This window comes from Paenibacillus sp. Paensp38, assembly GCF_059491915.1.
The window spans coordinates 3,450,904-3,474,465 of record NZ_CP168516.1; the positions used below are offsets into that span (position 1 = coordinate 3,450,904).

A 23,562-nucleotide genomic window follows, 5' to 3' on the forward strand; every position below is an offset into this window, starting at 1 on the left:
TAATCTAACAGGAAAAGAAATCCAAGACCTATCCGCAATGCGTTGCTGAATAAGCTTGGATTATATGAGATTCATTTATTAGAATGTATGACTTCTATGCTTGCTGTCCGTTCACCTGAATATCTGCGGCTACTTGCTGCCCTAACCAAGCCCGCATGCGATTCCATGAAAAAACCTGCTCCGTATGAAATACACCGAATGGAAGTTCTGAACGGTACAGGGCGAGCGCTGCAAAGACGGCTGCCTTAGCGGTTAAATCAGACTGATGGTGACCCCTTAGCCGACATTCGACCTTCGTCTCCTTGCCATTGAGAGTTCCTCGAGCATCTACCTTGACCGCTACAGCATTCCCACCTATATGTACCTTGCTAAAGCTGCGAACCACTGCATCACGCACGGTTTGCTGTCGGAGTAGACCTGAAACTCCTATCGTCCGAAGCCCTGCTAGAAGCCGAGTGGTCAAGCGCGAATCGAAGCAAAGGCGTGTGCTAACCGTAGGAACTTTGAGCGTACGAGGAAGTGTCTGCTGATCTGAAAAAGGAAATCGATACGCCCGATGACGACCCACTCCTGCACCAAAATCTGCCACTATTCCGCCAGTAAAGCTTTTTCGAGTCACAAAACGTCCCTGTTCTATAACCTCCAAATCGGCATGAATCTGATCTACTGTCCACTCAATAGCAGCCTGACCGTGTCGATCTCCCAAACCCAGCATCAAAGATATATTCAACTCATCCGTCTGATCCATGAGCTGTGTCGCTTGCAGTGCCAACAGATTGGTCAGTCCCGGAGCTAATCCTACACTTAACAGGGCTGTGGCCTGATGAGCTCGGGCCTCCTGATGACACTGCTCCACCTGACTCAAAAAGTCCGCATTCGCGGTAATATCCATGTAATGCACCCCATGTCGAAGGCAGGCACATACCAAGGCCGTATTGTCCTGATCCAAACACATGATTACCAATTTGGCTTGCTCTAATATCGACGGGTCCATCGGCGCATGAATATTAAGCTGCAAGGGCCGTATCTTACCATTCGATTGTTGGCTAAATTCAGTGGCCCGTTCCAGACTACGACCTGCGGCAAATACCTTGCCGGGAAACATTTCACTTAACTCTGTACATACAATTTTTCCAACATGGCCATACCCGCCAATGATGATGATGTTATCCTTTGTCATAAGCTGTCCCTCCCTCTTTAACTGCAAACCATGCATTTACTAAAAAGCACCATAATACCGGGTGATGTGGGTAAAGCCTGCATCTATCAACAGTTCCTGTATTGCCGCATTGGACACTGGGTTTGACTCACGACCGATGGAAGCAGCGAATCGTTCCCAATCCTCCAGTGAAATGCCCTGGCTCAGCATATGACCTTTCCACGCCTGCATTTGGATGGAAAAAGAAGGCTCCTGTGAATTCCCATTAATAGAAGCTAAACAAAAAGGCGCACCCGGCTTGAGTCGAGTAGATATCTGGCGTAGCAACGCCTGTTTACTTTCCAAGCTTTGAAGAAAATGAAGCACCAGCAGGCAGGTTGCAGCGTCATAGACCGGTTCTCTGCATGATTCTTCGCTGTGCTTTTCGCGCTGTTCTTCAGGCTGTTCTCCAGACAACTCTTCCAACGTACCTGCAACAAACGATATTTTTGAACTGATGCCCGCATGTGTTACACGCTTACGTGCCAAATCCAGCATGTGCTCAGAGGGATCAACTGCCGTAAAGGACCATGCATCATGGCGCCCTCCGAGCGTAATCAATTCCTGACCGCCTCCAGCTCCGACAATTAGCACATTTGGATCTATATTTCGAATATGAGTTTGTGCTTCAAGCTGTGCGGCTATCAAACCGTCTGTCATCTCGTACAAATGAGCATATCCAGGTATTTTTAAAGCAATCGTATCCGCGTACTTATGCACATTCGGATGATTCCAGCTCATAGGTTGATTTGAGTCCGTATTTCCAATAGGGGTATGTCTCATATGTGCTTTCCTCCAAACATTTAGCCTTGATCTTCTCAGACCATTCATTTATTGTAGATTTAATTAAGAATCATTCTCAATTATAAAGACAATACGAATATCCACCATCCCATAAATGTGGGATTTAATAATCGCGCTTGAGAATCTCCAGCTTTCTCGATAGGAGTAAATGATGAACGCATACTACAAGCACACCCTAATCGACCGCTTGCGTACTCAGGTTACTTTCGATGCGGCGTGCTGTACCTCAGTAGATCCGCGTACGCTGCTTTCCACAGGGGCATTTACAGAGTCGGGTGTGGAGGACATTCATAACAAACTACTAGAATACGAATACCTGCACGCCGATATGATGAAATATGATCAGTTGGTGCGGGAAGGACGGTCTGTAGCGACGCTACATGGGTCTACACAAGGCCAACCGGATCGGAGCACACGATATAGAGATGTTTTGCAACCCGCCGGATTCGGGGACGAGCTACGTGTTCCGTTTATGTACAAAGGGAGCTGTTGGGGATTTCTTACGTTGTTCCGTCATCACGGAAAGCCTGTATTCAGCGTGGAAGAGCAACAACTGCTTGAAACGTTAGCGCCGTCCATAGCCTATCATCTGCGTCAGGCCAGTGTCGGTTTATCTCCATCCCCTGCCATGATCACGGAAAATGGACTTGAGCCAGGAGTTCTCATGCTTTCCGATAAGCTAAAACCGATTTCGTCCAATTTAGTAGCAGAGCAGTGGCTACAGTTGCTTCGGCAGCAGGAGGGAATCCATGAAGACGGTCTTCCGGCTCCCGTCCGGGTGGTATGCTTGCGAGCGCTATCCACTGCCACTGCACCAGCACGACTATGTATCCCTTCCACAGACGCAGGAGCCCCATGGGTAACCATCAGAGCCACCCTTCTGCAAGGCGGACAGAAGCATACGGGACAGAAGCAGCTAGCCGTATGGTTTGAGGCTGCTAAAGCAACTGACATGCTACCGCTTATGGCTGAGGTGTACTCATGGTCCGAACGAGAGAGACAAATTGTCCAACTCATTGTTCAGGGCTTTTCGACCAAGGAGCTGGCCAGCGCACTTCATATTACTGCCTACACGGTGCAGGATCACCTGAAAGCGATTTTCTTGAAAACAGATGTAAGCAGCCGTCGTGAGCTAGTATGGAAGGTATATTCCAGATTCAATTAACCTATGTAAAAAAGACAGATGCCCCGATTAGGGATCATCTGTCTTTGCATCACTGCTCTATTGGAATGCCAGAGCCTTATTTCTTCGAAGAGGAGTTCGTATCATCGTATGACACTGGTGAGGGCTTCGCAATCCATTCATCAGCCTCAGGCTCGATATCCACGCCATTTTCCAGCTTCGTTTTCTCCATCAAGGAATCTCCGTCCTCGTCCTTCTTGTTGCGGATTTTCGCTTCGTCTTGAGTGTGGTCGCTCATGTTGATTCCTCCTTTTTTAATTTCATCTGATGGTTGTACCTTACTCATAATTACCCATTGCCGTCCTGTACAAACCTCTACACGACCAGATGCCCTTTTTTCTCCGCGGGTTCAATGATCGCCTCAATGCCAGCATTAAACTCCAGAAAGTCACTTTCTACTCCATCACTGAAAATAACTCCGTTTTCCGGCATCTGCGATGCAATCCGTAACGGTTTTTCGGCTGCTACCTGACCAAACACGAGATCCGCAGCAGTCGTTCGGCTGGGGAATGGTTCTCTCACCGTAAAATAAAGCGATGGCGAACTCCAGGTTGCACGATGATCATGACTCATTCCGTCTGCTGTCCCTTCCTGACTGAAGGCTGTACCTGGCATCAGCTGGCTTGGAGTCAGCGAGATTGGATGCCGTGTAGCACTGCCGACAATTCCGGCCGCTCCAGCCAGTACGCTGGTCAGCCAGCCTGTCGCTCCCAATCCGGTTGAAACGATAATGCCGCTGGAGGATTGCTGCTCTACTTGATCCTCCAGCCTTAGCTCATATCTCGCGGAAACATGAGTTTTGCGTCCAATGAACAAATCATTTACAGCATACAAGGATTGGCCATCATTTAATTGGGCCTTAGCCAGCGTAACTTCCTTAATTGGCCGTCTGTGCACGAATACATCCGGCACTACCCAGCGCAGGTCGGATACGGTAAACGGCAGCAATACCCCGTCCCAGCGCAATGGATCTGGATTCACACCGATAAGCGGCTGCTCGGTCAAATATTTTAAGGTGTTGGCTACCAGCCCATCCTGACCCAGCACCACCACTGTATCCTGCTCACCAAAAATAAAGTTCGGCACATGCTCCCGCTCCACAATCTGAACACGACCCAAGGCCGTTAACTCCGACGTTGCCGTTGCCACCGCCCTGCGGTAATTTTCGTCCTCCAGCACATAATCACTGAAATCCGCACCCAGCCGTTCCATAAAGAAGCGAGCCTGCTGCACCGTATTGTATCGGACAATCAGTTCCTCCAGTCGCGTTTTACGCTTCACCAAAATGATCTTCTGCTCTGTCATTCGGCCGCTCATCGTGTTCTTCCTCCAGACCCTCTCGATCCTGCTGATCCGCTTGCTCCCGTATCTGACATGAGACCTTGCAGCAGATCCGGCGTAATATTTAGCTGACCGATTTTTCCTGCATTTTCTGCAAGCTCCTGGAATGCAATCGCAATTAGTTTATCCGGGCTCATATCCATGTTAGCCATAGCTTGAAGTACGTTCGGTTCAACATCCTGCAACGATTTCATGACGGCTGTCAGCTCATAGGCCTTGGCATCGGCTTCTGCCTTTTTATTCGTGACGGTCAGCTCAATCAGCTCGCGTTTTTTCTCCTCCAAGGCCGTGTCAAATCGTAGCTGCTCCTCTTTCATCTCGCTTTGCTTTTGCTTCACAGAACGCTCGGCATCGAGTTGAGTTTCGCGGATTTGTTTCTTTTTCGTCTCCACTGCAATCTCAGTGTTCAGCTCGTTTTCCTTCACACGCCGCTCTTGCTCAATAGATGCATTACGACGCTCATACAAAGCATGATCCGCGTTGCGAAGAATCTCTTCCCTCGCTTGAGCCTCCAGCGCTCTCATCGTCTCCTTATTAGGTAGAATCGCCAAAATCGACAGCCCCATAACCTCAATGCCGAGCTTTTCCATTTCCGTATGCTGAGCAATATCCTTTGTCATGTTTTGGGCCAGACGTTCACTGGACTGAACAGCTTCTTTGAGCGGGACACGCTCCAAATACTTTTTGGTAAGCACCTTGGCAATGTTAATCACCCGTTGGGCCAGCTTGCTTGGATCATCCGAAATGTAACGTCGTTCCTTCAAGTCATACGTATAGTTTAAAATCTGCGTCGTTCTCCGATAATCCACAATTCGATAAGTCAGTTGCCCCTGTACCGTCACCGCCTGAAAATCATTTGTCATGTCCTCAAACATGAACGGCGCATCAATAGAAGAGACGGGCACGACAACAACCGAGGTGGTCGGGGCGTAGTAATAAAAGGATAATCCAACACCCTCCCGAACCACCTTCCCGTTTTTCACCTTCATCACATATTCACTGGGCTGAAATTTAACAAAATTAAATCCAAACATAGTCGCTTCCCCGCTTTCTTTATAGTTTATATTATTTTGTTATTATCATTTTGTTATTAACAATAAAATAACACATGTTTCCGATAATATCAATATGACATTTATAAAAAACAAAGGCCGTTTCCCCTCCGATACGCTCGGTTAGAGGAAACAGCCTAATTCGTTCTCTGCCTTCCTATGAAACTTTAAAGATCACGAAAAATTGTATGGTATCATCAAAAGGCGTTACATTTGTCATCATTTCATGGGTCATATATGAGCAACAGTTGTATAGTTGTATAAAGATATGATGACTCCCCGATTAGCGACGCACTGCATCGGCCTTGGGATGCAAGGAATCCGGCCTCATATCTGTCCAATGTGTGCTGATATAATTCATACATGCCTCACGGCTGTCTGTCGGGTGAACGACCTCCCATCCAGTCGGTACATGCTGGAAATCAGGCCAGAGTGAATACTGTCCTTCTCCATTCATCAGCACTAAATAACCACCTTCATTCTGCTCAAAAGGATTAATCATGGTTTGTTTTCCTCCTTGCGATTGTGATGTATTGATTTAGAAAGCCTGTATAGTTTTGCTGCCATCAGTTTTCCAATATGAGCCAAGGGTCCCGGCTGGCACAGATCCTTATGACGGCAATCCAGTTCATGCTGCTCTAGCTGTCCATCAATATAGGGAAGCCAGGTTTCCGGAGCAATTGGCTCAAACCAATCTGGGATAATTGTAGATCGGAAAAATAATATATCACCTTTGTACCGTCTCGGAACGTACTCCCCCAAGATACGCACAGAATTTACATAAGTATCCTTGAGGTTTAAAATCGTCTCCTCGCTGAGGCTGGCCAAGGCGCTACCATCGCTTCGTAAGATATGCAGGGCGGTGGAAAGCCGCAAAGGCTCATCATTCAGACTATCCGGGTCATAACCCCCCAGAGCCAACAGAGCGATTAACGCTTCCTCCTCATCTGGTCCTCCCCGCAGCGGCAAATGGTTGCTTGGGTAGGAATCCAGCATGGTCAGAATCGCAATTGTCTCTCCTTCGTATTGAAGCTGTGTCGCTATTGCATGAGCTACATTCCCTCCCAAAGACCACCCCAACAGATGATACGGTCCTGTGGGCTGAATTGTGCGAATATGACGAATATAATCGGCTGCCATATCATCCAGCGTCTGCGGCAATTCCTCCTGTCGGGCGATCCCGCGAGCCTGTAAGCCATAAATCGGATAATCCTTGCCCATGGACTGGATCAAGCCCGCATAACACCAGCTTAATCCGCCTGCCGGGTGTACACAGAACAACGGAGCTTGCAATCCGCTTGCCCGCAAAGGCAGCAAAACGTCCAAAGCCCCTTGACTGGCACCTACGTTCAACTGCTCGGCTAGGCCAGCCACTGTTGGCGTTCCAAAAAGGTTGCCAATGCCCAACTCGATACCCAATGCCTCGCGGATTCTACTAATCAGCTTCACAGCCAGCAATGAATGACCTCCCAGATCAAAAAAGCCATCATCTATACCGATTCGCTCCATGCCAAGCGTCTCGGCAAACAAATCACACAGGATTTCCTCCTGTGGCGTTCGCGGTCCCCTTCCTCCACCCGCAGCCATCTGCATGGGAGCAGGTAATGCTTTACGATCCAGCTTGCCATTAGGTGTAAGCGGGAGATCGGATACCGTGACAAAAGCTGACGGTATCATATAATCAGGCAAGCTGACTCCTGCATGCAGTCGGAGTCTGGACGCTTGCGGTTCACCGCCAGGTACAGGAACAATATAGGCGACGAGTCGTTTGTCCCCCGGCTGATCTTCGCGGACAATGACCGCTGCCTGAGCCACATCATCATGCCGAACCAGCACCGCTTCAATTTCTCCCGGCTCCATGCGAAAACCACGTATTTTGACCTGCTGGTCAGCACGTCCGGCATACTCCAGCGAGCCGTCAGACCGCCAGCGGGCCAAATCACCTGTCCGATACATCCGGCTCCCCGGCAAACCATACGGATCGGCTACAAAACGCTCTGCCGTTAAAGCGGGTTTTCCCAAATAGCCTTGTGCCAATCCAGCACCGGCGACATATAAATCACCCGTTACACCCGGCGGGACAGGCTGAAGTCGATCATCCAGCACATACACTTGCAGATCAGAGATGGGACGCCCAATCAGACTGTTTGCTTTTTCAGCCACCATATCACGGTCCAACGCAATATAGCTGACATGTACAGTTGTCTCCGTAATCCCATACATATTCACCAAGGTAGGAGCATCGTCTGCATGACGCTCATACCATGCAGGCAGCCGGCCCAGTTCCAGAGCCTCACCACCAAATACGACATAACGCAACGCCAGCTTTTGTGAAAGGACAGGCTGTTCAAGATCAGCCTGCATCAGTTGATAAAATGCCGAAGGTGTCTGATTGAGAACCGTTACGCTCTCGTTCACCAGCAATTGCAGGAATTGCTCCGGAGAACGACTGACAGTATACGGCACAATGACAAGACGGCCTCCATGCAGCAACGGTCCCCAAATTTCCCATACTGAAAAATCAAACGCATAGGAGTGGAACAGAGTCCATACATCCGATGGACCAAAATGAAACCAAGGCTGCGTCGAATCAAACAAACGCGCGATATTTTGATGAGGAATAACTACTCCCTTTGGTTTTCCGGTAGAACCGGACGTATAAATAATATAAGCAGGATGAAGCGGCAACAAAGGCATCAGACGGTCTGCATCCACCGGGTTCCGGTCGGGATATGACTTCAGCTCCTTATTTGTCTGAGGATCCTCCAGTACAACCGGGAATACCGTGCTTGTTACCGGAATTGAGGATATTGTCACGTGAATGCTGGTAATCATCAGAGCAGGTGAAGCATCCTCTAGCATATATGCGAGACGATCTGCCGGATAATCAGGATCTAGCGGCAAGTAGGCGGCTCCCGATTTAAGCACAGCCAGCAATGCAATAACCATATCCAGTGACCGAGGAAGCGCCAGCGCCACAATGCGATCTGGACCTGCACCACGCGCTATCAGCAGATGCGCCAGTCGATTGGCACGCGCGTTCAATTCCTCATAACTTAGCTGGTTGCCTTCGTATGAAACTGCAACAGCTCCCGGGGTACGGGCAGCCTGTTGTTCGAATAAAACAGGCAAGCTCGAGGTAGACGCTTGGTTAGGACAAGTGCTCGCGTTCGTGTCACCGTTCCACTTCACGAGAATTTCGTGTCGTTCCTCGGGTCCCAAAATATCCAGGGCCCCTATCGGTTGTTCTGTATTAGCCACCGCGGCCACTAATAGCCGTTCCAGCCGTACCTTCATAGCTTCTATCGTTTCTCTTTTAAATAAATCGGTATTGTATTCGATCCATCCCTCGATTCCATCAGGTCGCCCGTCTGCGGTCCGACACTCGCGCAGCTCCACCGTCAGATCAAATTTCGCTGCACCCACACTGGCCAATTGCAGTTGAGTTTCCACACCGGGCAACAGCAATTCGGGATCAGGGGTGTTTTGTAAAGCAAGCATAACTTGAAACAATGGATGTCTCGATCTGGAACGTGTAGGGTTCAGCATCTCTACAAGCCGCTCGAAGGGTACATCCTGATGTTCATACGCATCCAGACAAGTACGACGGACCCGTTCCAACAGCTCACGGAAAGTAGGGTCGCCCAATGTGTTGATACGAAGCACCAGCGTGTTGATAAACAAGCCCACGAGATGATCCAGTCCCTCTGCGTTACGTCCCGCTATCGGACTGCCCACCGGGATATCCGTCCCTGCACCCAATCGGGTTAGCAATGCGGCCAACCCGGCCTGCACCACCATAAACAGGCTGGCCCGACTTTCACGAGCCAAACGCAGCAACTGCTCATGCAATTCGGGAGCGATACGCAATACAACGGTATCTCCCCGGTAGCTGGCCTCGGAAGGGCGTGGATAGTCTGTAGGCAGATCTATTTGATCCGGTAGACCTTTCAATGCGTCGTGCCAATAAGCAAGCTGCTTGTTCATCAGGCTGCCAGCCTCGTTCTCCCTTCCAAGCAGATCCTGCTGCCATAGCGCATAATCCGCATATTGTACAGGCAGCATCGGCAACACCGGTGCCATGCTTTCAGGATGTGCGGATTGTTCCGCATGTGCATTACGGTCGATGTGCGCAGCATAGGCTGTTGCCAAATCACGTGTGAGTGCATTCAGCGACCAGCCATCTCCGACAATATGGTGCAACGTCATAAGCAGCACATGCTGGTCAGCAGACAGCGTGAACAGTTCGGTTCGCAAAGCCGGCTCCACTGCAAGATCAAAGCAGTAACGTGACCCTTCAGCAAGCATGTGTGGCAGCTCTGCCTCACAAATTTTCGTCACACGGAGTACAGGCCAAGCTTGCTGCATTTCCAGAATGACCTGCTGCGCTACACCTTGCACATCTGGAAAAATCGTACGCAGCGTCTCATGGCGGGCCACGATGTCTCCTAAGGCAGCTTGAAGTGCCTCCACATTTACATCCCCCGACATACGGATAACGAGTGGGATATTATATGTAGGGCTTGGTCCCTCCATCCGATGCAGGAACCATAATCGGCTCTGGGCGAAGGAGAGAGGAATTCGTTGTGGACGTACGGCCGGAAGCAATGAGGGCCTTAAGCTCTGCCCTTGGTCCAGTCGTTCCGCAAAACTGGCAACCGTAGGAGTTTCAAACAGGCGGCCTATATTCAGTTCTACCCCGAATACCTCCCGGATTCTTGCCATCAAGCGTGCGCCAAGTAGCGAGTGACCGCCCAGATCAAAGAAACTGTCATCAATACCGACTATCGGTAGTGCCAGCACTTCTGCGAACAGGTCACACAACATGGCTTCCTGTGGTGTTCTGGGAGTACGGACGTGGAGAATCTTATCCATAACAGGAGCAGGCAATGCCTTACGGTCCAGCTTCCCATTAGGCATGAGCGGCAAGGCCCCCAGCATCACAAACGCTGAAGGTACCATATAATCGGGCAGACTCGCAGCGGCATATTCACGTAACGCCAGTGAATGCAAACGATGAGGCGATGAGCCCAAGTCCCCTCTTATACTTTGATATCCAAAAGGTTCGGCAGGCGCTTTTTGTTCGGATTGCTCACTTTGTCCCGATGACCTACCCGGCTCCTGCTGAATAGTCTCTGTCTCAGCTCCGGTAAGCACCGGCGTTGCTGCGGCAGCGATCGGTACGATATAGGCAACCAGCCGCTGATCGCCCTCTCGGTCCTCACGGACAATCACAGAAACCTGGGCTACATCGGAATGCCGCGCCAAAACGGCTTCAATTTCACCCAGTTCTACGCGGAAGCCGCGAATTTTAATCTGGTGGTCCGCACGCCCCCCGTATTCAAGAGATCCATCCAATCTCCAGCGGGCCAAATCTCCAGTTCGATACATGCGGCTCCCCGGAGGGCCAAACGGATTGGCTACAAAACGCTCCGCTGTCAAATCCGGGCGCCCATAATATCCCCGAGCCAACCCATCCCCGGCAATGTACAGGTCCCCTGTGACCCCTGCCGGAACTGCCTGAAGACTACCGTCAAGCACGTACACTTGCGTATTGCGGATAGGTCTGCCGATAGCCGGTGTTCCCGTGTCCCCTTTTTCGATGGAAGCTGCAGTAGACCAAATCGTCGTTTCGGTGGGACCGTACAGATTCGTAATGCGGCAATCCAGACGCTGGAGTGCATGCAGCAATTCCTCTGGAAGAGCCTCGCCTCCAACCAGCACCCGCAAACCCCGAATAGCCTCTGCATGTTCCGTTGCCAGCACATGCCACAGCGTAGGCGTCGCCTGCATCAGGGTAGGCTGTGAACGGTTAATCAGTTCGGCCAAAGCAGACGGCTCCTGAACGGTTTCCTTCCGGGCAATAATCAGTTGCGCACCATTCAACAAGGGCAAATAGATTTCCAGTCCGGAGATATCAAAGGATATCGTCGTAACTGCCAGCAGTCGATCCTGCTCACACAACGTGAATTGATCCTGCATGGCAAGCAAAAAATTTGTCAGGCTCTTGAAAGTAATAACGACTCCCTTCGGCTTGCCCGTTGAGCCAGAGGTATAAATAATATACGCAGGATGGTCCGTGGATAAAGGCTGAACACGTTCACGATCCGTAGGATTCGTATCCGGGTAGGCTGATAGTTCATGATTATGTCCGTTCAAAACAGCCGCCGAATCCCCTTGGCCGCTTCCTCCATCCAAAAACATACGTGGCACAGAAATGTCTGCCGGAATGCGGTCCGCTACCTGGGCATTGGTTAAAATGCAGACCGGAGACGCATGCTCCAGCACATAAGCAACACGATCCTGCGGATAATCAGGGTCCAGTGGAACATAAGCCGCGCCCGTTTTAAGCACAGCCAGCATCCCTATAACCATGTTGACGGAGCGAGGGAGCATCAGGGCAACGATCTGCTCAGGTCCTGTCCCATGAGCAATCAGCCAATGGGACAATCGGTTCGCCCGCTTATTCAGCTCCTTATAGCTAATTACCATGTCGTTGTCACATTCCACAGCTACAGCATCAGGTCTAAGTTCCGCCTGTAGCTGGAGCATTTCCTGTAAGGAAGCGACTGGCATCGGACTGGAAGAACGATTCCAGCCCTTCAATATAAGCTGACGCTCCGCAGGCAGCAGGAGGTCGATTTGTCCAATCGGCTGTTCTGGTTCCGAAGCTGCGACCTTTGTAAGCAACTGCAAGAAACGCTGTTGATGCTCTTCTATTTCCCGTTTGCTATACATAGCAGGGTTGGCATCCCAATCTATGCGCAATCCAGATCCGTCCGACCTGTCATACACATTCAAGGACAGATCATCAACCGGGCCTGCCGACAGGTTATGTGTAATTCCGCGAGAACCGTTAAAATTCAGCTCATAGTCAAATGGCATAATATTGACCAATGGACCAAACAATCTCCTGTTTTCACTAAGCAAGCGCAGATCACGCCGTAGCTCCTCATGCCTGTATTTTGCATGACGCCGTATCTCACCCAGCTCCTGTACCAATTGACGGAGCAATGTGGCTACCTTCATTCCTGGCTGAATCGACAAACGCAGCGGCAACAAATTCATCACCATACCCGGCACACGGAGCGAGGCTGAGCCTAATCGGTTCATCATTGGCAAGCCAAGTATAACGTCTTGTGCACCTGTGAACCGGTGAATATAAATAGCCATTGCCGCCAAAAATACATCCGGCCAGCTCACGTTGAGACGTTCCGCAGCCATCTGAAGACGTTCACGCTCCGCAGAGGTGACATGGGCTGTAACGCGTACGAAACCTCCAGCCATCGCTTCTTTCGAAGCTACATGCCCGGAGTTTCTCGTCGCATGGTCTCCCAAACTGGCCACCTCGAACCCATCGGCAAAGCGTTTGATCCAAAATTCACGCTCCTGCCCAAACTTCTCCGAGGCGCGATAGATCGAATCTTCCTCCAATAGTTGACTAAACCGCGGAAAGCAGCCCTCTTCGTCCAAGCGTCCTTCCGCCAAAGATGTGTACAGTTGAGCCACCCGCTGCGCTATGAGCGAAAAGCCAAAGCCATCCAATGCAATATGATGAACACGCTGATACCAGAAAAATTGATGATGACCTACCCGAAACAATGCCTGTGTAAACAGTGGCCCTTGGGTAAGATCAATCGGCTTCAGCAAATCATCCCTCATCCAGACTTCAGCAACTTTACGAGGGTCAGGAGCTGCGCTTACATCGATTTGGTGCAGCGTCCATTCCCCCGAAGGCATAATCATCTGCCAGGGTCCATCCTCATCCTCTCCGAACCGCAAATGCAGTGATTCAGCCTCTGCCATCGTGCGGCGAAGTGCTTCCTTAAAGCAAATGGGATCGACCGGCCCGTGAATTTCAACGTATTCACCGGTATTATAGGCCGGATTTTGCAAATCCATCTGTTGGGCAAACCAAATGCCCGCTTGCGCTCCCGACAAAGGAAGACGAATAGCCTGATGCTTGAGCATACATAAACCCTCCTTTAAAGGGAAAAATAGTCTAAATTAGGCATTGACTGCCTAGTTCGCGAAGACAATAGCTTCCACCAATCAGCAAGTGTCGGACGTTCAGCCAACTCCACGAACGTCACCCTTGCCCCGTAGCGGCGCCATTTTTCCACAAGACTCATCATACGAATCGAATCCAGTCCCCTATCCATCAGATTATCGTGGGCAGCCAATCCTTCCGCTGATTCCTGCAGCAGTCCTGCGACCTGCTCACGTACCAATTGTTCAGTTAACTGCGGAGCCGCAGGCACTTCCTTTTCAGCCATTGCTGAATCTAAAGTCTTTGCCTCGCTTTCTCTTTCACCAGGCTTCTGGTCAGCTATGCCTGTCTGAGCTGTAGCCATATTTACACTTTGCACCTGAGTACCTTCCGTTGCTGCCCCCTTCGTAGTCTCCAACTCGTCAATCAAGGGGACAGTCAGCATCGTAACCGCGCAACGCTCAGCAGCGTAAGTCAGGGCCATTTTGTGGTATTCCAGTGAAAAGTCCCCCAATGCGTCAGCTACAAAAAAAGGCTGTATATCCTTCATAAATGCCTCGGTCGCGGTCATTAGACAGCCAATATGTGCGTAAATACCGGTAATCATGATCTGATCGCGATGATATTGCCGCAATATATCGTCTAAATTGGTTTTTTGAAATGCGCTATACCTCCATTTCGTCATAACCATATCCTGATCCGAAGGGGCAAGCTCGTTCACAATCTCCTTTTGAACAGGTCCATCATCCATCCCCTTGCCCCAAAAATCCTGCTGTAGCCCCCTTTTCTCCGGAGCCTGACCTCCCGGCTGCGCCGAATAGATTACAGGTATCCCAAGCTGCTGGCAGTGGCTTTTCAACAACTGGATGTTAGCGATCAACTCCTTGACCGGAGATTGCCCAGCCTCAAAAGCGGTAACAAAATATTGCTGCATATCATGAATCAATAGCACTGCACGTCTGGGATCAGGCCGCCATGCCACTTTATTTTGGGGCATATCCGAAGCACTCGGCATCGGATAAGCTGAAATTGGAGGAATAGCCATCATATCGCTTCCTTTCATTTTTCATTACGAGTATCTGTCTTGCGTTATGTGTTCTTGCTCATCGTTATGTCTCCATGCGGTTCAGGTGCAGATGCTAGCTGCTGTGTAATCATTTCCCGCAATGCTTTTTTACTAACCTTGCCTACACTGGTCTGTGGAAACGCTGTTATAAACTCAATTCTGTCAGGAATTTTGTAAGCCGCCAAACCACGTTCACGCAGAAATTTCTTCAACTCCGTTACGGTCGGTACCATCTCATACGGGATAATAAAAGCACAGGAACGTTCACCCAAATATTCGTCAGGCATGGCTACAATCGCTGCATCATGCACACCGGGATGGGCCAGCAAATGATTTTCAATCTCCTCAGCCGCCACCTTTTCTCCGCCCCGGTTAATTTGATCCTTCGCTCGGCCTTCCACAATCACATTGCCATCGGGACTCAACCTCACCAAATCGCCCGTACGATAAAATCCATCCCGCGTAAATGCTCTTGCATTATGCTGATCCGCCTTATAATAACCCCGAATCGTGTAAGGTCCGCGTGTAAGCAAATGGCCTACCTCTCCCGGTGCCACTTCTTTGTCCTCATCATCCAATATTTTAATTTCATCGTCGATTGAAATGGGACGTCCCTGAGTTGCTACAATGATATCCTCCGGATCATCCAGTCTGGTATAATTGACCAGCCCCTCCGCCATACCAAACACCTGTTGCAGGGTACACCCAAGTTCCGGCTTTATGCGACGAGCAGCCTCCTCATTGAATTTGGCTCCCCCTACTTGAAGCACCTGAAGACTGGACAAATCACAGGTTCTCGACGAAGCACTATCAAGCCATACCAGCGCAAGCGGCGGGACCAAAGCAGTAATCGTCACCTGCTCCTGTTCAATCAATGGAAAAGCATCATCTGGACTCGGCGTAGGCGCAAGTACAATTTTAGCTCCCGCATATAAGGCTCCGAAGACACCCGGAGAACTGAGCGGGTAATTGTGAGCCATGGGAAGCGCAGCTAAATACACGCTATCTTCATCCAGACCGCATATTTCAACACTGCCCCGCAGACTGTAAATATAATCATCGTGTGTCCTTGGAATTAGCTTGGGCAAGCCTGTACTCCCACCGGAAAGCTGGAGAAAGGCAATATCCCCCGCAAGCACCTGGGGTAACGACTGATCAGGTTGGATATACAATCCGGATAGAGCCGTAAATTCCTGCGGCTTGCCCACAACAATGACATGACGCAGGGTTGCCACTCTGGCTTGTACCTCTCTGGCTAGTCCACGATAGTCAAAGCCCGAATATACATCTGGAATGATATAAGCAACCGCCTCGGAAAATTCACCGAAATAGGCAATCTCGCTACTTCGATGAGCCGGAAGCGAGAATATGGGTAACGCCCCCAATCTGAACAGCGCAAAGCATACATCAAAAAACTCCGTAACATTTGGCAACTGAACGATGACCCGATCCGTCGATCTAATTCCCAATTGGTAAAATCCAGCTGCCAGACGATCTACTTTTTCGTCCAATTCACGGTAGCTTGTACTTGTTTGGCCGTCCGTCACTGCCGTCCGGTCACCTTGCGATACTGCACGCTCCCGCAACATTTCTCCAAAGGTCACTCCCTCCCAGTAGCCTGCCTTCCGGTAACGCTCGGCAAATTCCTGCGGCCATGTAGGGCATCCGGGCAACATCATGATATTCCTCCTCTTTCTGTATCGTTCTCGTTATTCATGCTTCAGTCCCAATGCCTGAAGCATGGTTCCAAACTTGGCTGCTGTTTCCGCCAGTTCGTCTTCCGGGTTTGAAGCCGCCACAATGCCTGCCCCTGCAAACAAACGCAAGGAATGCTTTGCAGCTTCTGCACAACGGATCGTAATCACCCATTCTCCATCTCCGGCTGCATCACACCATCCAACAATTCCCGTGTAAAAGCCCCGATCAAACGATTCGATATCTCGGATAACCTTTTTGGCCTGCTCTGTAGGCGAACCGCATACGGCTGGCGTAGGATGCAGCGCCAGGGCAACGGCCAAAGATGAAACCGTCAAATCCACTAATTCCCCCGTAATTTCAGTCGAAAGATGCCACATCGTCTCTGTTTGTATCAGCGAAGGCTCCTGCGGCACATCCAGTCTCCGGCATAGCGGTCTGAGTGCCAAGGCCACCGCTTCAACGACTACCGCGTGCTCATGCCGGTCCTTGACTGATTCCAGCAATGCCGCAGCCCGCAGCTTATCTTCGACAGGATCATCACTGCGAGGTGCAGAGCCAGCCAGCGGATTAACCGTCAGATGCAGCCCCTCTCGGGAAACGAGCAGCTCGGGGCTAGCTCCAATCAGCGTTCGCTGTTCCACACCGACAACAGCCCCGTCCGAGCCTGCTTCTTCCGCCTCCAAAGCGGGTAAATCAACAGCGAAGGTATAGCCCTTGGTATTATGTCTGGCTAAATTATGCAAATAACTTGGAACGTCTACTTGTTCCGAAGTATCCAGCTGTAGTGTTCTGGAGAGCACGATTTTGTTCAGCTCCCCGGACGCAATATATTTCAGGGCCTGTTCCACCCCCTGTACAAACTCCGACGGATCGGGCACGGAACGAATACCGTAGTCCGGAGCCTGCCCAAGCTTTGTCGGGTTCACACGGCTGGCAGCATTCGCTGAATCGGCAGCTTTCCCATTCTCGGAGTGCCAGTTCGTAGAGTGAGAATGAAGCGGCCCCGCCCAGCGAGTCTCTGCCGGAACCAGAAGCTGTGCAGCCCGTGAAGCATCAAAGGGAATAGCTCCCACCACAATCGGATGTCCACCGTGGGACTGACGCACACTCTCGAGCAACGTGGCTACACGCCCGGTCAATCCGCCCTCCGTATCGCTTGCCTCCCCATGCGGCAATGCCCCCAACGTACCTTGGGCCAGTAAAGTCCGGGTGGGTGACGCAAAAAAGAAGGAAGAGCCTGGCTTGTAATCTTTTAGCAAGTGAGTCGCTTGTACTTCAAGCGCAGTATTGGATTTCATACGTTATTGCCTCCTGTTCCATTGTTTTCTGTCACGATTGCCATCATCTATTCCCATACAAGACTGCTGCATTCCACTCAGACACCTAACGTAGCGCCACCATCAATGCGCAAATCATGCATCGTTATATGGCGTGACTTGTCCGAAGCAAGAAAAACAACAGCATCCGCGATATCTGCCGGATCAGCCAACCTTCGCAGTGGAATGCCGACCTTGTAAGCGTTCGGCGATCCGTCAATAGCTGCTTGTGCCCCACTTTCATCAGACCACAGGGACCACTGCATTTCTGTCTCCGTAGAACCTGGGGACACCACATTACAGCGAATATGATGGCAGGCAACCTCCAATCCTAAGCATTTAGTAAACATCGCCGAAGCGGCCTTTGAAGCTGCATAAGCTGCCATATACATACGAGGTACAGCTCCCGCATTGGAACCCACCGTGACAATCGAACCCGATTTCCGGGGAATCATATGCTTCACCACAGCCCGGGATATGTAAAAGACACCGTTTGTGTTTACAGCAAAGGTTTCCGTCCAGTCACTGTCACGGAGCGTGTCTACTAGCCCAATTCGTAGCACACCCGCAACATTCACCAAAATGCCAACTGGTCCGAGATGATGCTCAATCTGCTCTACCGTCTCATCGACAGCCGCACGATGGCTGACATCGACAGGAAAAGCCGTTGCACGATAGCCGTCACGCACCAGCTCGTCTACCAGCCTGCTCACACCTTCTGCGTTTCGGTCTACAGCGGCAATGATTGCTCCCAATTCGGCCAGAGAACGCGCCACAGCAGCACCGATACCTTGGGCAGCACCTGTAACCAGAGCTACCTTCCCCTGTATTCCGTCATCACTCATGTTCATTCCACCCTTTCCAGCGAAATCAAAAAAAGCAGTTTAACGCCCAGTTTCTGCTGTAATCATCATTCATTTTGAATTTAAATAACTAATAATGATAATCATTATCAATTAGGAGTTACAAAATATGATAACTAAACCATCAATTACAGTCAATGTTGAAAATCGTCTGTTTTCGTCCATATTTGTACATTTAAGAAAATTATCAATTCAAAAAAACCTCTCCTGGTAGCATTGGAGAGGTTTTTTTGAATTTTATCCCTTTTTATACTCAATATCCCTTTATATATCTTCATTTTTTGATTCTTTTTATAGTTTTAGTGACAAACCGAAGCAAAACGAACGGCTCTGCTCACCAGTACTGGCAACACGGATATATGGCCTTCATCTGCAAATTCACGGAATTCTACGTGCAAGCCCGAATCATTCACATTTGTTAAACGCTCGGCAAGCTCCCTGGCCTTTTCCTGCATACCACTTGAATGTCCTGCTTCCAGCTCACCCACTGCAATCAACAGCCTTTTGTTCCGCTGTTCCTGAGCTGTGGAGGCTAAAAAGTGTTTCTCTTCCTCCATAATGGCCCTCCCGCCCCAGTGAATAGAGGGACTTCCCGCCACATAGATCTGAAAAGAGCCGGGTCTTGTAAACAGGGTATGTAATACGAACAGGCCCCCTAATGAATGACCGAAGATCGTTTGTCGGCTGCGATCGATGTGAAAATCACGCTCCATTTTAGGCTTTAGCTCATCTTCAATAAATGACAGGAAATGCTCGGCTCCCCCGCTTTCAATAGGTGCTTCTCCGTTTGGTCTTACAGGAAGCTCTACTGCCGTCCTTGGTAGTGTAAGATCGTAATATCGAGAAGGATGGAACGGAGCCTCTGTTGGGTAGCCTATTCCTACAACTATAGCTGGGACAACACCCGTTTTGTCGGGTCGTCTGCCCTGAACACGCACCGCTTCCACCAGGGTTCCAAAAACAGAATTGGCATCCAGTACATAAATAATTGGATACCCGGATACAGGAGGTTCCTCAGCAGGGATCGCAATATAAATATGATACTCACGGTTTTCAGCCTGTGAATACATCACTCGATGCTGACTTCGAGGAACGTACACAGCTCCATGTGCATCACTGGAACGATGAACATGCGTAAATAGGTCTTTCACGGGAATAACCTCCTATAGAACCTCAATTTCAATTCAATTAGGCCGTTTTTTTCATGAGCAAGACTACAAAATAAGGGACCCCGATCACCGCAATAATCAGCCCAACAGGAATTTCCGCAGGCGCAACCACCGTTTTGGCAACAAAATCAGACAACAGTACCAGCACCATACCCACCATGCCGCATATGGGAATCACAAGACGATGATGAAGGCCAACCAGTCTTCTGGCGATATGAGGGGACAATAATCCTACAAAGCCTATTCCTCCTGAAACAGACACACAGGCACTCACCAGTCCAATGCTGGACAGCAGAAGAATAGACTTTTCCTTTTCGGTCGCAACGCCAAGACTTTTAGCTGTATGTTCATGCAATTGAAACAGATCCAGAACATACGATTTCAACCAAATAACAGGGATCAAAATGACAAGCCACGGAATTACGGCGGCAACCAGCTTCCAATCCGCACTCCAAATACTGCCCGACATCCATACTGTCGCCATCTCGAAATCCGAGGCTTTCATTTTCAGCGATAGATATAAGCTTAAGGAACCGAAGCCAGAGCCAATCGCGATACCTACGAGAAGCAGCCGCTGCGGATCCAAGCGTCCTGCTTTCCATGCAAATAAATAGATCAGCAGGGCAGCCATCAAACCTCCAATCAAGCCAAAAAAGGGCATAGCCAACGCCGCAGTCCAGCCTGTCGTTTCCATCTGTCCTTGGTAAAAGAACATAAATATGACGATGGCTGCCCCCGCCCCTGCATTAATGCCCAAAATGCCGGGATCAGCCAAGCCATTCCGTGTAACTCCCTGTACCGCCGCCCCAGCAATCCCCAGCCCAAGACCGACCAAGGCTGCAATCACAATACGAGGTAGCCGAAAATCAAAAATTACCAAATCCAACTGCGGAGTAGGATGAATACGGAACAACGTCTGAACCACTTCCTGCAGAGTCATGTCAAACTCCCCATGGGTCAGACTAATATAGGAGGCTACTAAAATGAGCGCAGCCACGCTTAAAAGTACGAGCCACAGGCGTTTTGCACTGATTTTACGCATGCTCTCCCCCTCCTTTTCTACGTATTAAGTACAGAAAGAAAGGGATGCCAATGACTGAGGTAACCACACCAATAGGCGTTTCAAACGGATAATTTAGAAAACGGCTCAACACATCAGACATACCCAAAAAAACGCCACCGATCAAACCAGAGCATGGAATGACCCAACGGTAATCTACTCCGATTAAATATCGGGTGATGTGCGGAATCAATAAGCCAACAAAAGCAATTTTTCCTGCCAGCGCAACAGAAACACCCGTCAGCAATGCTACACAGAGCATCGCCCCCAGCTTGACCGGTAATGACCGCTGTCCCAGGCCTGTGGCCACGTCGTCGCCTAGCGACAGTAGTGTTATTGGCTTGGCCAGCAGCATCGCCCCCACAACTGCCACAAGAGCAAAGGGAATTGCCAATTGGATCATCCCGGGATCCATCTGATGCAGTCGTGCGTTAAACCAGAAGCTTACATTTTGCGATACATTAAAATAAATGGAAAGAACGGCCGACAGGCTGCTTAAAAACGTGCCGATGATTGTTCCCAAAATGGCCATACGAACCGGAGCAAGACCCCCGGGAATCATCCAGGCTAAACCGAATACAATAGCTACCCCAAGAGCCGATCCTACAAAAGAACTGCCGATCAGCCCCATCGAAGTGGAGTTCGGCGCGAGGATCATCATTAAGGTGATCACAAATGCCGCTCCATCTGACACGCCCATAATGGAGGGTGAAGCCAAGAAATTCCGCGTCATTCCCTGCATAATGGCTCCTGAAATCGCGAGAAAAGCACCAATCAATATAGAGCCGACCGCTCTAGGCAGACGAGAGTTTAATACGACCTGATGATCTACATTCCCAGCATCAAAATGGAAAAATGTAGCAATTACCGTCTCCCATTCTATCGTCTTGGCTCCGTACATCACAGACAGCAGTAACGTTAACACGATAAACAAGGGAGAGACGAAGATGATAAGGTAAGGAGAGATTAATTTTTTTCCCATGTTCCTACCTTTACTGCGAAAGTCGGTTCATAACCGCTTCCAAAAAGGCTAGTTTGCTCCATGAAGTACCGCCTTGAGCATTGGGATCTACGATGTTGACGAAGGTTTTCCCATTCTTTACGGCGCTGATACTGCTCCAAATCGGATTTTTCTCCAGATCTGCTAATGCCTGCGGCTGATCCTTGTTCTCTCCTTCTGAGAATTGCACGAACAGATAATCAGGGTTCATATCAGCCAACTTCTCCAAAGAAACTGCCTCTTGTGCCTTTACTGTATTTAACTCTTCCGGTACCTTAGCTCCCAGATCAACATATAGCGAAGGATTGAAATATACATCTGCAGGATATACATACAGATTACCTGTACGAATCCGTACCATAAGCACCTTTTTGTTTTCCCATAATGGCTTGAGCTTCTGTTGGGCCGCCTGAGCATCTCGCTTGTACTTGTTCAGTATCTCTTTCGCCTTCGCCTCTTTGCCCGTAAGTTGCCCCAACATGAGCAGGTTCGCTTCCCAGTTCGTTGAAATATGAGATACTGGAATCAATGTAGCGACCTTCCCCAGCTGTTCTGCCACCGCAGGTCGAAATTTGGAGCTCCCAAGAATCACATCTGCCTTCAGTTTCAGGATCGTTTCAGCACTAGGCTGCATTCGGTCACCAACATCTGCGGCTCCTTCCATCGCTTTTTCCATGTATTCGGGGAATTTTCCTCCCGAAGTAACCGCCCCAGTCGGCTTTACTCCCAGGACAGCCGCATCTTCCATCGCTTCCAGACTTGCTACAATAATATGATCCGTCTTGGTCAGCTTATAAGTCTTATCTAGATATGTAATCGTCTTGGCACTTTCTCCGTCGGAAACTGACGTCTGTGTCGATGCATTGGAATTCGTTTGAGCCGAGCTATCCACCTCCTGCACTTTTCCACCACACGCTGTCAACAACAAACTTGCCGATAATAAAGTACACACCCCTACTGCAAACTTCTTCATAACCTGAATGGCTCCCCTCTACTGCTTGATTACAGATAATAGTTATCATTATCAATGATAACTATTATCAATAGTAGGAGAGAAATCAGTGCATTGCAATATTTTTTCTAATATTTATTAAAAAGGTGAGCTTTTTTCCTTGGAATCACTGCATCTAAGAAGCATCAGCCTTCCTCTCTCTGCTGAACATCATCCACATTCCATTCTCTATAGAACTGCTCCAGGTACAGCTCCATCCATTGATGCCGAACCTCCGCCAGCTCTCGGGCATAAGTGGTATTCATTAAATCCTGGAGCTTGAGCAGCTTTTCGTAAAAATGGTATATGGCACTTTTACCTGCGGCACGATACTCATGCTGTGAAAAATCTTTATCCGGGTGATGCATCATACTGCCTTTTGAGCCTGCATACATAAAGGTTCTTGCAATCCCAATTGCTCCAAGAGCATCTAACCGATCCGCATCCTGCACAACTTGACCCTCCAGCGTCTCCATGGGCGGGTTTTGTCCACCATTGTAGGACATCGTAGCAATAATAGTCATCACGTGCGCGATTATATCCAGATCACTTACATGCAGAAGCAGCCACTGCTCTACTTTATCCAGCCCGGCTTGTTTGGAATCATTTAATTTTTCATCCGCTACATCATGCAGCAGTGCTGCCAGTTCACAAATAAACGAATCTGCGCCCTCTTTGGCAGCAATTTTAAGAGACAGCTTTCTCACCCGGTCTATATGCCACCAATCGTGACCACTATGATCATGCTCCAACTGTTGCTGTACAAAGGGCTCTGCCTTTTGAGTAATATCTGCACAAATCGCTTCCTGTTGCTCCGTTCGTCTCTTCATA

At 49.5% G+C, this 23,562-nt stretch carries 16 protein-coding genes and 1 pseudogene; 1 reads left to right on the forward strand and 16 read right to left on the reverse strand.

Going from position 1 to position 23,562, the window contains the following annotated elements; genetic code table 11:
* Positions 1-94: 94 nt before the first annotated feature.
* Together ACEN8J_RS15165 and ACEN8J_RS15170 are read right to left on the reverse strand one after the other, a co-directional pair.
* Entirely contained in the window at positions 95-1,180 is a 1,086-nt protein-coding gene (locus ACEN8J_RS15165) for a saccharopine dehydrogenase family protein (protein WP_495593648.1), read from the reverse strand.
* Positions 1,167-1,981, reverse strand: a pseudogene (locus tag ACEN8J_RS15170) (class I SAM-dependent methyltransferase). Before ACEN8J_RS15170 ends, ACEN8J_RS15165 begins: the two are co-directional and overlap by 14 nt.
* 172 nt (positions 1,982-2,153) lie before the next feature.
* Between ACEN8J_RS15170 and ACEN8J_RS15175 the strand changes: the two are divergent.
* Positions 2,154-3,167 (forward strand): LuxR C-terminal-related transcriptional regulator, encoded by a 1,014-nt coding sequence (locus tag ACEN8J_RS15175; protein ID WP_495593649.1) that lies wholly within the window; start codon positions 2,154-2,156, stop codon positions 3,165-3,167.
* A 76-nt stretch (positions 3,168-3,243) separates the two neighbouring features.
* On the opposite strand, the gene ACEN8J_RS15180 is transcribed toward ACEN8J_RS15175, so the two are convergent.
* The 14 genes from ACEN8J_RS15180 to ACEN8J_RS15245 form a co-directional block, all read right to left on the reverse strand.
* Positions 3,244-3,423: a hypothetical protein gene (locus ACEN8J_RS15180; protein ID WP_013309345.1), complete on the reverse strand. Its 180-nt coding sequence runs from the start codon at positions 3,421-3,423 to the stop codon at positions 3,244-3,246.
* 77 nt (positions 3,424-3,500) lie between these two features.
* Positions 3,501-4,502 (reverse strand): NAD(+)/NADH kinase, encoded by a 1,002-nt coding sequence (locus ACEN8J_RS15185; RefSeq protein ID WP_340884792.1) that lies wholly within the window; start codon positions 4,500-4,502, stop codon positions 3,501-3,503.
* Complete coding sequence (locus tag ACEN8J_RS15190) at positions 4,499-5,560, reverse strand: SPFH domain-containing protein (RefSeq protein WP_013309343.1); 1,062 nt, start codon at positions 5,558-5,560, stop codon at positions 4,499-4,501. Before ACEN8J_RS15190 ends, ACEN8J_RS15185 begins: the two co-directional genes overlap by 4 nt.
* A gap of 301 nt (positions 5,561-5,861) precedes the next feature.
* Positions 5,862-6,080 (reverse strand): MbtH family protein, encoded by a 219-nt coding sequence (locus tag ACEN8J_RS15195; protein WP_029516437.1) that lies wholly within the window; start codon positions 6,078-6,080, stop codon positions 5,862-5,864.
* Entirely contained in the window at positions 6,077-13,549 is a 7,473-nt protein-coding gene (locus ACEN8J_RS15200; RefSeq protein WP_495593650.1) for an amino acid adenylation domain-containing protein, read from the reverse strand. Before ACEN8J_RS15200 ends, ACEN8J_RS15195 begins: the two co-directional genes overlap by 4 nt.
* 14 nt (positions 13,550-13,563) lie before the next feature.
* Positions 13,564-14,613 carry an isochorismatase gene (locus tag ACEN8J_RS15205; RefSeq protein WP_341071815.1) on the reverse strand — a complete coding sequence of 350 codons (1,050 nt, stop codon included), beginning with the start codon at positions 14,611-14,613 and terminating at the stop codon, positions 13,564-13,566.
* 44 nt (positions 14,614-14,657) lie between these two features.
* Positions 14,658-16,310: a (2,3-dihydroxybenzoyl)adenylate synthase gene (locus ACEN8J_RS15210; protein ID WP_340933887.1), complete on the reverse strand. Its 1,653-nt coding sequence runs from the start codon at positions 16,308-16,310 to the stop codon at positions 14,658-14,660.
* A 33-nt stretch (positions 16,311-16,343) separates the two neighbouring features.
* Positions 16,344-17,630: an isochorismate synthase DhbC gene (dhbC, locus tag ACEN8J_RS15215; protein WP_029516434.1), complete on the reverse strand. Its 1,287-nt coding sequence runs from the start codon at positions 17,628-17,630 to the stop codon at positions 16,344-16,346.
* Between the two features lie 77 nt (positions 17,631-17,707).
* On the reverse strand, positions 17,708-18,493 hold the full coding sequence (locus tag ACEN8J_RS15220; protein WP_039269699.1) for a 2,3-dihydro-2,3-dihydroxybenzoate dehydrogenase: 786 nt from the start codon (positions 18,491-18,493) through the stop codon (positions 17,708-17,710).
* Positions 18,494-18,810: 317 nt separating this feature from the next.
* Positions 18,811-19,581 (reverse strand): alpha/beta hydrolase, encoded by a 771-nt coding sequence (locus ACEN8J_RS15225; RefSeq protein WP_495594551.1) that lies wholly within the window; start codon positions 19,579-19,581, stop codon positions 18,811-18,813.
* Between the two features lie 118 nt (positions 19,582-19,699).
* Positions 19,700-20,722 (reverse strand): FecCD family ABC transporter permease, encoded by a 1,023-nt coding sequence (locus ACEN8J_RS15230; protein WP_449291643.1) that lies wholly within the window; start codon positions 20,720-20,722, stop codon positions 19,700-19,702.
* Positions 20,715-21,722, reverse strand: coding sequence for a FecCD family ABC transporter permease (locus ACEN8J_RS15235; protein ID WP_039269698.1), 1,008 nt, complete (start codon positions 21,720-21,722; stop codon positions 20,715-20,717). The genes ACEN8J_RS15230 and ACEN8J_RS15235 overlap by 8 nt, the downstream gene beginning before the upstream one ends.
* Before the next feature lie 10 nt (positions 21,723-21,732).
* Positions 21,733-22,713, reverse strand: coding sequence for an ABC transporter substrate-binding protein (locus ACEN8J_RS15240; protein WP_029516428.1), 981 nt, complete (start codon positions 22,711-22,713; stop codon positions 21,733-21,735).
* A 164-nt stretch (positions 22,714-22,877) separates the two neighbouring features.
* Complete coding sequence (locus ACEN8J_RS15245; protein WP_449291642.1) at positions 22,878-23,561, reverse strand: HD domain-containing protein; 684 nt, start codon at positions 23,559-23,561, stop codon at positions 22,878-22,880.
* Position 23,562: the final 1 nt, after the last annotated feature.

What these genes read in the sequence shown, in the direction of transcription:
- ACEN8J_RS15245 (WP_449291642.1), bottom strand. Translation starts at nt 23,561, where the DNA reads ATGAAGAGACGAACGGAGCAACAGGAAGCGATTTGTGCAGATATTACT.
- ACEN8J_RS15235 (WP_039269698.1), bottom strand. Translation starts at nt 21,722, where the DNA reads ATGGGAAAAAAATTAATCTCTCCTTACCTTATCATCTTCGTCTCTCCC.
- ACEN8J_RS15195 (WP_029516437.1), bottom strand. Translation starts at nt 6,080, where the DNA reads ATGATTAATCCTTTTGAGCAGAATGAAGGTGGTTATTTAGTGCTGATG.
- ACEN8J_RS15210 (WP_340933887.1), bottom strand. Translation starts at nt 16,310, where the DNA reads ATGTTGCCCGGATGCCCTACATGGCCGCAGGAATTTGCCGAGCGTTAC.
- ACEN8J_RS15185 (WP_340884792.1), bottom strand. Translation starts at nt 4,502, where the DNA reads ATGAGCGGCCGAATGACAGAGCAGAAGATCATTTTGGTGAAGCGTAAA.
- dhbC (WP_029516434.1), bottom strand. Translation starts at nt 17,630, where the DNA reads ATGAAATCCAATACTGCGCTTGAAGTACAAGCGACTCACTTGCTAAAA.
- ACEN8J_RS15190 (WP_013309343.1), bottom strand. Translation starts at nt 5,560, where the DNA reads ATGTTTGGATTTAATTTTGTTAAATTTCAGCCCAGTGAATATGTGATG.
- ACEN8J_RS15175 (WP_495593649.1), top strand. Translation starts at nt 2,154, where the DNA reads ATGAACGCATACTACAAGCACACCCTAATCGACCGCTTGCGTACTCAG.
- ACEN8J_RS15220 (WP_039269699.1), bottom strand. Translation starts at nt 18,493, where the DNA reads ATGAGTGATGACGGAATACAGGGGAAGGTAGCTCTGGTTACAGGTGCT.
- ACEN8J_RS15230 (WP_449291643.1), bottom strand. Translation starts at nt 20,722, where the DNA reads ATGCGTAAAATCAGTGCAAAACGCCTGTGGCTCGTACTTTTAAGCGTG.
- ACEN8J_RS15165 (WP_495593648.1), bottom strand. Translation starts at nt 1,180, where the DNA reads ATGACAAAGGATAACATCATCATCATTGGCGGGTATGGCCATGTTGGA.
- ACEN8J_RS15240 (WP_029516428.1), bottom strand. Translation starts at nt 22,713, where the DNA reads ATGAAGAAGTTTGCAGTAGGGGTGTGTACTTTATTATCGGCAAGTTTG.
- ACEN8J_RS15180 (WP_013309345.1), bottom strand. Translation starts at nt 3,423, where the DNA reads ATGAGCGACCACACTCAAGACGAAGCGAAAATCCGCAACAAGAAGGAC.
- ACEN8J_RS15225 (WP_495594551.1), bottom strand. Translation starts at nt 19,581, where the DNA reads ATGTATTCACAGGCTGAAAACCGTGAGTATCATATTTATATTGCGATC.
- ACEN8J_RS15200 (WP_495593650.1), bottom strand. Translation starts at nt 13,549, where the DNA reads ATGCTCAAGCATCAGGCTATTCGTCTTCCTTTGTCGGGAGCGCAAGCG.
- ACEN8J_RS15205 (WP_341071815.1), bottom strand. Translation starts at nt 14,613, where the DNA reads ATGGCTATTCCTCCAATTTCAGCTTATCCGATGCCGAGTGCTTCGGAT.